Origin of the sequence: Pseudomonas sp. JV245A, from assembly GCF_032424515.1 — a bacterium.
Taxonomy (GTDB): domain Bacteria; phylum Pseudomonadota; class Gammaproteobacteria; order Pseudomonadales; family Pseudomonadaceae; genus Aquipseudomonas; species Aquipseudomonas protegens.
This window is the reverse complement of the sequence record NZ_VYKE01000070.1, coordinates 19,109-29,585: the sequence shown is the minus strand read 5'-3', so window position 1 is coordinate 29,585 and position 10,477 is coordinate 19,109. Positions and strand designations below refer to the sequence as shown.

At 64.4% G+C, this 10,477-nt stretch carries 10 protein-coding genes; 3 read left to right on the top strand and 7 right to left on the bottom strand.

Going from position 1 to position 10,477, the window contains the following annotated elements; all coding sequences use genetic code 11:
* Positions 1-63 precede the first annotated feature (63 nt).
* The 4 genes from tcyN to F6S12_RS18830 all read right to left on the bottom strand — a co-directional run bounded on the left by tcyN (position 64) and on the right by F6S12_RS18830 (position 3,667).
* Positions 64-825 (bottom strand): L-cystine ABC transporter ATP-binding protein TcyN, encoded by a 762-nt coding sequence (tcyN, locus tag F6S12_RS18845; RefSeq protein ID WP_011058626.1) that lies wholly within the window; start codon positions 823-825, stop codon positions 64-66.
* 4 nt (positions 826-829) lie between these two features.
* Entirely contained in the window at positions 830-1,495 is a 666-nt protein-coding gene (tcyL, locus tag F6S12_RS18840) for a cystine ABC transporter permease (RefSeq protein WP_015633746.1), read from the bottom strand.
* A complete protein-coding gene (tcyJ, locus tag F6S12_RS18835; RefSeq protein WP_011058628.1) occupies positions 1,495-2,292 on the bottom strand; it encodes a cystine ABC transporter substrate-binding protein in 798 nt (265 codons plus the stop codon). Before tcyJ ends, tcyL begins: the two co-directional genes overlap by 1 nt.
* A 379-nt stretch (positions 2,293-2,671) precedes the next feature.
* The gene (locus tag F6S12_RS18830) at positions 2,672-3,667 is read right to left on the bottom strand and encodes a D-cysteine desulfhydrase (protein WP_011058629.1); all 996 of its coding nucleotides are present in this window, start codon (positions 3,665-3,667) and stop codon (positions 2,672-2,674) included.
* A gap of 189 nt (positions 3,668-3,856) precedes the next feature.
* Between F6S12_RS18830 and epsC the strand changes: the two genes are divergently transcribed.
* The gene (gene epsC / locus F6S12_RS18825) at positions 3,857-4,783 is read left to right on the top strand and encodes a serine O-acetyltransferase EpsC (protein ID WP_011058630.1); all 927 of its coding nucleotides are present in this window, start codon (positions 3,857-3,859) and stop codon (positions 4,781-4,783) included.
* A gap of 386 nt (positions 4,784-5,169) precedes the next feature.
* Positions 5,170-7,131, top strand: a complete 1,962-nt coding sequence (gene betT / locus F6S12_RS18820) for a choline transporter BetT (RefSeq protein WP_161466434.1) — start codon at positions 5,170-5,172, stop codon at positions 7,129-7,131.
* 9 nt (positions 7,132-7,140) lie between these two features.
* On the opposite strand, the gene F6S12_RS18815 is transcribed toward betT, so the two are convergent.
* Together F6S12_RS18815 and F6S12_RS18810 are read right to left on the bottom strand one after the other, a co-directional pair.
* A complete protein-coding gene (locus F6S12_RS18815) occupies positions 7,141-7,398 on the bottom strand; it encodes a hypothetical protein (protein ID WP_015633747.1) in 258 nt (85 codons plus the stop codon).
* Positions 7,399-7,450: 52 nt separating this feature from the next.
* Entirely contained in the window at positions 7,451-8,191 is a 741-nt protein-coding gene (locus F6S12_RS18810; RefSeq protein WP_019094920.1) for an SDR family oxidoreductase, read from the bottom strand.
* Between the two features lie 132 nt (positions 8,192-8,323).
* Between F6S12_RS18810 and F6S12_RS18805 the strand changes: the two genes are divergently transcribed.
* Complete coding sequence (locus tag F6S12_RS18805; RefSeq protein ID WP_011058633.1) at positions 8,324-9,214, top strand: LysR family transcriptional regulator; 891 nt, start codon at positions 8,324-8,326, stop codon at positions 9,212-9,214.
* 145 nt (positions 9,215-9,359) lie between these two features.
* Here F6S12_RS18805 and F6S12_RS18800 read toward each other — a convergent pair whose 3' ends face one another.
* Positions 9,360-10,406, bottom strand: coding sequence for a LacI family DNA-binding transcriptional regulator (locus F6S12_RS18800; protein WP_315869198.1), 1,047 nt, complete (start codon positions 10,404-10,406; stop codon positions 9,360-9,362).
* Positions 10,407-10,477: the final 71 nt, after the last annotated feature.

Sequence of the window (10,477 nt, the reverse complement as noted above, 5' to 3'; positions counted from 1 at the left end):
CCAGCGAAGGCGTCCGCGAGGGTGGTGCAAGGCTCGAGGGCCTTTTCGCCGGCAAGCCGGCTCCTACAAGGGGGCGTGGCTTGCGCCGAGGAACTTGCTGAGAAACTGTCGGGTGCGTTCGTGCTGGGGGTTGGCGAACAGCGCCTTGGCTTCGCCCTGTTCGACGATCACCCCCTTGTCGAAGAAGATCACCCGGTTGGCCACGTCCCGGGCAAAGCCCATCTCGTGGGTGACGATGACCATGGTGCGTTTCTCTTCGGCCAGGCTGCGGATGGTGGCCAGTACTTCGCCCACCAGCTCCGGGTCCAGGGCCGAGGTGGGTTCGTCGAACAGGATCACCCGCGGTTCCATGGCCAGGGCCCGGGCAATCGCTACCCGCTGTTGCTGGCCGCCGGACAGGCGCCTGGGGTAGGCATCTTCCTTGCCTGCCAGCCCGACCTTGGCCAGCAGCGCGCGACCCAGGGCGACGGCTTGCTCCCGCGGGGTCTTCTTGACCACCAGCGGGCCTTCGATGACGTTCTCCAGTGCGGTGCGGTGGGGGAACAGGTTGAAGTTCTGGAATACGAAGCCCACTTGCTGGCGCAACTGGCGGATCCGGCCCTGCTGATGGCTCAGGGGGATGCTGCTGTCGATGCTGATGTCACCGATGCGGATGCGGCCGCTGGTGGGTTCTTCGAGAAAATTCAGGCAGCGCAGGAAGGTGGTCTTGCCCGAGCCGCTGGGGCCGATGATGGCGACCACTTCGCCTTCCTTGACCTCCAGGTCGATGCCATTGAGCACCGTCTGGCCCTTGAACTGCTTGGTCAGTTTTTCCACCACGATCATGGCTTCAGGACTCCTGGTCGTGCCGATTGACCCGCTCTTCAAGCCGGTTCTGCAGGTGCGCGAGCACGCTGGCGAGAATCCAGTAGATCAGGGCGGCGGCAAGATACATGGTGAAGATTTCGAAGGTGCGGGCGGTGATCAGCTGCGCCTGGCGGAACAGTTCAGGCACCTGGATGGTGGCGGCCAGGGCCGTATCCTTGACCAGGGAAATGAAGCTGTTGCCCAGCGGCGGCAGGGCCGTGCGCATGGCTTGGGGCAGGATCGCCCGGCGCAGGGTCTGCGCGCGGGTCATGCCGATGCTGGCGGCGGCTTCCCATTGGCCACGCTCGATGGAGCCGATGGCAGCCCTGAGGATTTCACAGGCATAGGCCGCCATGTTCAGGGAGAAACCGATCAGTGCCGCGGGCAGCGGGTCCAGTTCCAGCCCCAGTTGCGGCAGGCCGTAATAGATCACGAAGAGCTGCACCAAGAGCGGCGTGCCGCGAAAGAACGACACGTAGATGCGGGCGATCCAGCTCACCAGGGCCAGGCGCGACAGGCGCATCAAGGCCAGGCCAAAGCCCAGCAGCAGTCCGAAGAACATGCCGCCGAGGCTGAGGATGACCGTGTAGTACGCGCCTTTGAGAAGAAATGGCGCTGATTCCAGCGCCAGTTGCAGGCCTGCTTCCATTATTGGGTGACGTCAGCGTTGAAGTATTTTTCCGAGAGCTTTTTCAGCGTGCCATCGGCCCGCAGTTCCTCGATGGCCTTGTTCACCGCCGCCAACAGCTCAGGTTCGCCCTTGCGCAGGGCCACGCCGGCTTCCTGGCGGGAGAAGGGTTCGCCGGAAACCACCAGGGTGTCCTTGGTTTTCTTGATCAGCTCGAAGGCCGCCAGGCGGTCCACCAGGATGGCTTCGATACGGCCTACGCGCAGGTCCTGGTACTTGGTCGGATCGTCGTCGTAGGTCTTGATGATGGCGGTGGGCACGTTGTCCTTGAGCCACTGCTCGTAGTTGGTGCCCAGGCCCACGCCGACCTTGTGCCCACCCAGGTCGGCGGCGGTCTTGAACTTGCCTTCGTCCTTCTTCTGGGTCAGGGCCTGGATGCCGGAGACGGTATAGGGGATGGAGAAATCGTACTTTTTCTTGCGCTCTTCAGAGATGGTCACCTGGTTCACCACGGCGTCCAGGCGCTTGGACTCCAGGGCGGCGAGAATGCCGTCCCACTTGGTCGGCTGCAGCTTGACCTTGACCCCGAGCTTGTTCGCCAGGGCTTCGGAGAATTCCACCTCGAAGCCGGTCAGCTTGCCGTTTTCGTCCACATAGCTGAACGGTGGGTAGGTGCCTTCCAGGCCGACGTTGATGACTCCGGCATCCTTGATTTTCTGCAGTTGCTCGCCGGCAACCGCTTGCCCCATCAGTCCGGCACCCAAGGCCAGGCCCAGTGTGCCAATCAGCAGATTGCGACGCAGTACGGAAAAATTCATGACAAGCCCCTGTGTGTTTTCTTATGCACGATGCGGGTGGAGTTGCAGGTCAATCGGTGAGGCGCGAACTGTGCTTTATCCTGCCTTAAATGCGCGCGGCGCGTCTCGTGGCAATTGGGCCTGCGGCGCGACTATAAGACGGCATTTATAGGTTTAAAAATAATATAAATTTACTTTGTTATTCCTTTTTGTTTGGTTCTCCTCGCGCCATCCTTCCGCAGGAGCTGGCTTGCCAGAGAAGGCGGCATCGAGGGCGATGCAAGGTTCGTGGGCCTCTTCGCCGGCAAGCCGGCTCCTACAAAGAACTCCATTGCCCTGACCCCGTAGGAGCTGGCTTGCCAGCGAAGACGGCATCGAGGGCGATGCAAGGCTTGCGCGGCTACGAGAAGGCGCCGGCGTAGGCGAACAGGGCCGGGGCGCCGCCGGTGTGCAGGAAAATCAGCGGGCCATCGTCGAAGCGCTGGCGACCGACCCCGTCCAGCAGGCCGGCCATGGCCTTGCCGGTGTACACCGGGTCCAGCAACAGGCCTTCCTGGCTGGCCAGCAGCTTGACCGCCGCCAGCGTCCCGGCATTGGGCTCACCGTAGCGCGGGGCGAAGTACTCGTCCCACAACTGCACGTTGAAAGCGTCGGGCAGCTTCACTCCCAGCAACTCGGCGGTGCGCTCGGCCAGGCCCTGGACCTTGGGCCGCTGGTCTTCTTCGCTGCGCGACACGGTGACCCCGATCACCGGCAGTTGCGGCAGCACTTCGCTCAAGGCCAGGGCCAGGCCGCTGTGGGTGCCGGCGCTGCCGGAGGCCAGCACCACTGCGGCAAACTCCAGGCCGCTGTCTTCGATCTGTTGCGCCAGCTCCAGGCCGGCACGCACGTAACCCAGGGCCCCCAGGGCATTGGAGCCGCCGATGGGCACCAGGTAGGGTTTCTTGCCGTTGCTGCGCAGGCGCGCGGCCAGGGCGTGCAGTTGCTCGTCGGCCTGGTCGAGGTTTTCCACCAGCTCCACCTTGGCGTCGAACAGGTCCAGCAGCAGGCGGTTGCCATTGCCCAGGTAGTTGGGGTCTTGGGTGCCGGTGGGGTTTTCCAGCAGGGCCACGCAGCCCAGCCCCAACTTGGCGGCCAGGGCTGCGGTCTGGCGCACATGGTTGGACTGGATGGCACCGGCGGTGATCAGGGTGTCGGCGCCCTGGGCCAGGGCATCGGCGGCCAGGTATTCGAGCTTGCGCAGCTTGTTGCCGCCCATGGCCAGGGGTGTGCTGTCGTCACGCTTGACGTAGACATCGCGACCGATCCAGGCCGACAGGCGTTCGAGTTTTTCCAGGGCGGTGGTAGACCTGAGCAGGTCGAGACGGTTAAAGCGGGCGAGCTGTTGTTTGATCATGGGGCCGCACGGAACAGGGAAGGTGCAAGGACTATAGGCAGCCCTTTTTGCCCGGGCAACCGCCAATCGCTTATGCGAAAAAGTGCTTGAAGCCAGACAATTAGTTCTTAAGCGCCGCCGTCGCCGGGCGTAAAGTGATCGCCGTTTGCGCGGCCCGATTGTCCGGCCGCCCGAGTAAGGAGTCTTATCGTGAGCGAGCGTTCCAGCCATTGGCAATTGCAGACCATCGTTGGCCAACTGCGTGATGCCCGTGACCAGTGGCGTACCCGCAACGGTCGGGTCAGCGGCGAGCAGGGCGGGCGTGAGCTGCCGTCGCGGGCGGCCATGGCGGAAATCCTCGAGGCCCTGTGCGGTGCCCTGTTTCCCATGCGCCTGGGGCCGGTGGACCTGCGCGAAGAGAGCGAGGATTTCTACGTGGGCCACACCCTGGACGCGGCGCTCAACGCCTTGCTGGCCCAGGCGCGCCTGGAGCTGCGCTATGTGGCCCGGCAGAGCGGCGAGGCCGATGCCGAAGTCAACGCCCGGGCGATCCGCCTGATCCAGGATTTCGCCCTGGCCCTGCCCGGCCTGCGGGTGCTGCTGGACACCGATGTGCTGGCGGCCTATCACGGCGACCCTGCGGCCCGCAGCGTGGATGAGGTGCTGCTGTGCTACCCCGGCATCCTGGCGGTGATCCACCACCGCCTGGCGCACCATCTGTATCGCGCCGGCCTGCCGCTGCTGGCGCGGATCAGCTCGGAAATCGCCCACTCGGCCACCGGCATCGACATCCACCCGGGTGCGCAGATCGGCCGCAGCTTCTTCATCGACCACGGTACCGGCGTGGTGATCGGCGAGACCGCGATCATCGGCGAGCGGGTGCGCATCTATCAGGCGGTGACCCTGGGCGCCAAGCGCTTCCCGGCGGACGAGGACGGCCAGTTGCAGAAGGGCCACCCGCGCCACCCGATCGTCGAGGACGACGTGGTGATCTACGCCGGCGCGACCATCCTGGGGCGCATCACCATCGGCAAGGGCTCGACCATTGGCGGCAACGTCTGGCTGACCCGCAGCGTGCCGGCCGGCTGCAACCTGACCCAGGCCAACCTGCAGCACGACGACGGCTCGCAGAAGTAGGCGCTGGCTTGTGTAGGCGCTGGCTTGCCAGCGAAGGCGTCCCTGAGGGCGATGCAGGGCTTGCGGGCCTCTTTGCCGGCAAGCTGGCTCCTACGGGAGAGAGGCCGGCCCGGCAAGGGGCTTTTTCTGCTGAACGATTGCGTCCGACACACGTCATACCCTTCCCTGAGCTAGCGTACAAAAGGTACCGCTGAGCCCTGCGATTAGTCCTGAGCCCCCTATCCATGTTTAACTTGAACGCTTGTTCAAGTTAAACCGGTGGTTCGCTGCCCGCTCACAACAGGAGGCTTGCCTTTGCTGAGTCCGTCTATTTCAGCCATGTTTCATCCCTTCGAGGTGCACCGTTCATGAGTGCACCATCCACCTCCGCGAATGCTCTGATTCGCATGAACCCTCCGGTGTTCTACTTCGCCGCGAGCTTTATCCTGATCTTCGGCGTGGTGGTCATTTCCATGCCGGAACAGGCCGGCGCCTGGCTGCTGGCGGCGCAAAACTGGGCGGCCAACACGGTCGGCTGGTACTACATGCTGGCGATGACCCTGTACCTGGTCTTCGTGGTGGTCACCGCCTTGTCCGGCTACGGCAAGATCAAGCTCGGTGCCGACCACGACGAACCCGAGTTCAGTTACCTGTCCTGGGCCGGCATGCTGTTCGCCGCCGGGATCAGCATCACGCTGTTCTTCTTCTGCGTTTCCGAGCCCCTGACCCACATGCTGCAACCGCCCCAGGGCGAGGCCGGCACCGCCGAGGCGGCGCGCCAGGGCATGCAGCTGCTGTTCCTGCACTGGGGCCTGCACGGCTGGGGCGTGTTCGCCTTCGTCGGCATGGCCCTGGCGTACTTCGCCTACCGGCACAACCTGCCGCTGGCCCTGCGTTCGGCGCTGTACCCGCTGATCGGCAAGCGCATCAACGGCCCTATCGGCTACGCGGTGGATGGCTTCGGCATCATCGCCACGGTGTTCGGCCTGGGCGCCGACATGGGCTTTGGCGTACTGCACCTGAACTCCGGCCTCGACTACCTGTTCGGCATCGCCCACACCCAGTGGATCCAGGTTGGCCTGATCACCCTGATGATGGGCGCGGCGATCATTGTCGCGGTGTCCGGGGTCGACAAGGGCGTGCGGGTGATGTCCGACATCAACATGCTGCTGGCGGTGGCGCTGCTGCTGTTCGTGCTGTTCGCCGGGCCCACCCAGCACCTGCTCAACACCCTGATCCAGAACCTGGGCGACTACCTGGGCGCCTTGCCCACCAAGAGCTTCGACGTCTACGCCTACAACAAGCCCAGCGACTGGCTGGGCGGCTGGACGGTGTTCTACTGGGCCTGGTGGATTGCATGGTCGCCGTTCGTGGGCCTGTTCATCGCGCGGATTTCCCGGGGCCGGACCATCCGCGAGTTCGTGTTCGGCGTACTGCTGATTCCCCTGGGCTTTACCCTGGCGTGGATGTCGATCTTCGGTAACAGCGCCATCGACCAGGTGCTCAACCACGGTATGAGCGCCCTGGGCATGTCGGCTATCGACAACCCGTCGATGACCCTCTACCTGCTGCTGGAAACCTACCCCTGGAGCAAGACCGTGATTGCGGTCACGGTGTTCATCAGCTTCGTGTTCTTCGTCACCTCGGCGGATTCCGGCACCGTGGTGCTCTCGACCCTGTCGGCCAAGGGCGGCAACGCCGATGAGGATGGGCCGAAATGGCTGCGGGTGTTCTGGGGCGCGATGACGGCGCTGGTTACCAGCGCGCTGTTGTTCGCCGGCAGCATCGACTCGCTGAAGTCGGCGGTGGTGCTGACCTCGCTGCCGTTCTCGCTGATCCTGCTGTTGATGATGTGGGGGCTGCACAAGGCGTTCTACCTGGAATCCCAGCGGCGCATCGCCCAGTTGCATTCCCTGGCGCCGGTTGCGCCTTCGCGGCGGGGCAAGGGCGGCTGGCGCCAGCGCCTGAGCCAGGCGGTGCATTTCCCGTCACGGGATGAGGTGTATCGCTTCCTCGACCAGACAGTGCGCCCGGCCATCGAAGAGGTGACCGCGGTGTTCGTCGAGAAGGGCTTGAACGTGGTGACCCAGCCCGACCCGGCCAACGACAGCGTGAGCCTGGAAATCGGTCATGGCGACCAGCACCCGTTCATCTACCAGGTGCAGATGCGCGGTTACTTCACCCCGTCCTTCGCCCGTGGCGGCATGGGTCCCAAAGAGCTGCGCAACCGCCGTTACTACCGAGCCGAGGTGCATCTGGCCGAGGGCAGTCAGGATTACGACCTGATGGGCTACACCAAGGAACAGATCATCAACGACATCCTCGACCAGTACGAACGCCATATGCAGTTCCTGCATCTGGTGCGCTGAGCCGTTCGCTCAGGCCTTGGTGAGCAACAGGTAGAACACCAGGGCCAGCACCGGCACGGCAAACACCAGGCTGCCGACCGCCAGCTCCGAACGCAGGGGCTGGTGGGCGGTGACCATGCCCACCGCACCGTTGATGACCGTCAACGCCAGCCACAGCCCCGAGAAGCCATAGCCCAGGGTCTGGCGGCTGAAACCCAGCCGCTCGCCGATAAACAGCACCAGTGCCAGCAGGATCAGGCCAAAGGTGATGATGATGGTGGTGTGCATGATGGGTACTCCCCGGGAGCCGGTGTGCCGGCGCATGTATCGAGCATAGGCGTCAAACCAGCCCGCCATTGGCCCGCAGGATCTGCCCGTTGACCCAGGCCGCCGCCGGGCTCGCCAGGAAGCTGATGATGCTGGCGATATCCTCCGGCTGCCCCAGGCGTTCCAGGGGCGGCATCCTGGCGAAGCTGGCCACCTGCTCGGCAGTCTTGTCCTTGAGGAACAGTTCGGTGGCCACCGGCCCCGGCGCCACGGCATTGACCGTGATCTGGCGCCCGCGCAGCTCCTTGGCAAACACCTGGGTCAGGGATTCCACCGCCGCCTTGCTGGCGATGTACACCGCGTAGCCCGGCAGGTTGAGGCCGACGGTGCTGCTGGAGAAATTGACGATACGGCCGCCGTCATTCAGGCGCCCGGCGGCTTCGCGCAGGGTGTTGAAGGTACCGCGAGTGTTGATGGCGAAGGTCTGCTCATAGAGCTCGTCGCTGTGCTCGGCCAGGGGCAGCACCTTGAGGATGCCGGCGTTGTTGATCAGCACATCGACCTTGCCCAGTTGGGTCTCGGTCTCTTCGAACAGCCGGCGCACATCGCTGGCGCTGGCCACGTCGGCCTTGACCGCTATGGCCCGGTGCCCGGCCTGGCGCAGTTCCACCACCAGCCGGGAAGCTTCCTCGCTGCTGCTGGCGTAGTTGATCGCCACGGCGTAACCCTCCTTGGCCAACTGGCGGGCGATTACTGCGCCTATGCCTCGGGAGGCTCCGGTGACAATGGCGACTTTTGCGGCTTGAGCGGTCATGGGGTCAGTCCTTCACGGAGGTTGAACGGCTTGTCTGGGCAACAGGTTCACGGATTTACCGTGCTGGATAAATGCGCCAGAGTTGCCTTGACTGTTCAATATTCGCCAACAATCGAGCTTCTGGAGCCACCTGTGGACCAAGTCAAAGGGATGAAAGTGTTCGTAAGGATCTACGAGCGCAGCAGCTTCACTCTAGCCGCCGATGACCTGAACCTGCCCCGGGCGACCCTGACCCACACCCTCAACCAGTTCGAGGCCTGGCTCGGCACCCGGCTGCTGGAGCGCAGCACGCGCCGGGTACGCCCGACTCTGGATGGCCAGGCCTATTACCCCCGTTGCGTGCAACTGCTGGCGGAGCTGGAAGAGGCTGAACTGGCGTTTCGCACTGTGGAGCCCCATGGGCGCTTGCGGGTGGACATGCACGGCACCCTGGCCAAGCACTTCGTGATCCCGCGGCTGGGGGAGTTCATGCAACGTTATCCACAGATCGAACTGGCCATCAGCGAGGCCGACCACTTTGTCGACCTGGTCGCCGAGGGCGTGGACTGCGTGCTGCGTGCCGGCAACCTGGAAGGCTCCTCGCTGATTGCCCGGCGGGTGGCGAACCTGCAGCAGGTGACCTGCGCCAGCCCCGCCTACCTGGCGCGATACGGCGAACCGCAGAGCCTGGACGAACTCGGCGCGCATCGGGCGGTGAACTACGTTTCGCGTACCGCCACCCGCTCGTTCCCCTTCGAGTTCCTGGTCGAGGGGCAGGTGCGCGAAGTGGCCATCGATGGCGCCTTGTCGGTGTTCGGTGCGCAGATCTACGGCGCCTCGGCCCTGGCGGGGCTGGGGATCATCCAGTGTCCGCGTTATCACGTGGCGCGGCAGATCGAGCAGGGGTCGATGCGCGAGATTCTCTGTCACACGCCGCCCCCGGCAATGCCGGTGTCGGTGGTCTACCCCCATAGCCGGCACATGTCGCCGCGGGTGCGGGTGTTTGTCGACTGGCTGGCGCAGGTGTTTACCGAGGCGCATTGACACCCCCGCTGGCACGCCGGCTCCTGCAGGGTGGGGCTATGGGCCGCCAGCGTATTGATCAACCCAGTGGATCACCTGGACAACCCCGACTACGCCGGTGGCGTATGGGGCGCTGCGCAAGCTCTCTGCCTGAGGGGCGGTGGGCTCAACTGCTTTCGCGCTCGATCAGCCGGCATTGCAGCAGGTTCAGGCGTTGCACCGTGCCTGCCACTGGCAGCACTCCCAGGCTCTCCAGCACCCGGGTCGCGGCCAGTACGCCGATCTGAAGCGCCGGTGGCTGGATGGTGCTCAGGCTGGGCAGCAGCATCTGCGCAAAGGGGTAGTCGCCAAAGCCCAGCACCGCACATTCCTCGGGGATCTTCAGCCCGGCTCGTTGCCCCGCCAGCAGGCCGCCGGCCGCCAGGTTGTCGTTGGCGAAGATGATCGCGTCGGGGCGTTCCGGGCTGCCCATCAGCGCTTCCATGGCCTGTTTGCCGGCCTCGAAGGGCGCGCGGTTGGCATCCGGGGCAAACACCCGGGGCGCCAGCCCCAACTCGGCCAGCGTTGCCAGATAGCCGTCGCGCCGCTCCAGGGCACTGAAGTCTCCCGGGGCGCTGTTCTGCACGAAGGCGATGCGCCGGTAGCCTTTGGCGTGCAGGTGGCGAGCGGCCGTAACCCCTACCTGAAAGTGCGAAAAGCCGATCTGCAGCGGTTGGCGCTGGGGCTGGTAGTCCCAGGTTTCGATCACCGGGATCTCGGTGTCGGCGAGCATCTTTTCCGTGCCCGGGCTATGGAAGTGGCTGGTCAGTACCAGGGCTGCCGGCGACCAGCCGAGAAAGGCCCTTACCGCGCTCTCCTCCTGCCTTGCGTCGAAGTAGCTGGAAGCCAGCAGCAGTTGGTAGCCATGGCGGCTGAGGGTGTCGCTGAAGCCCTGGATGGTCTGGGCGAAAATCGGCCCGGAAATGTTCGGGATGACCATGGCGACAATCCGCCCGCGGGCCGAGGCCAGCCCGCCGGCCACCAGGTTCGGTACATAGCCGAGTTCGGCGACCACCGCGGCGATGCGTTCACGGCGCTCGGGGGAAACACTGTCGGGCTGGTTGAAATAGCGCGAAACGGTGATCGCCGACACCCCGGCCTGGCGCGCCACGGTGTTCAGGGTTACGCGGCCGGCGCCTCGGCGCTTGCGGCCAGGCGCTTGGTCAGAGGTCATGAGCGCATTCCTTTGGCTGAACAAAAAGGCATATAAAAGTAATTTTTCAGTATTGGACGCTCTATCAGGAG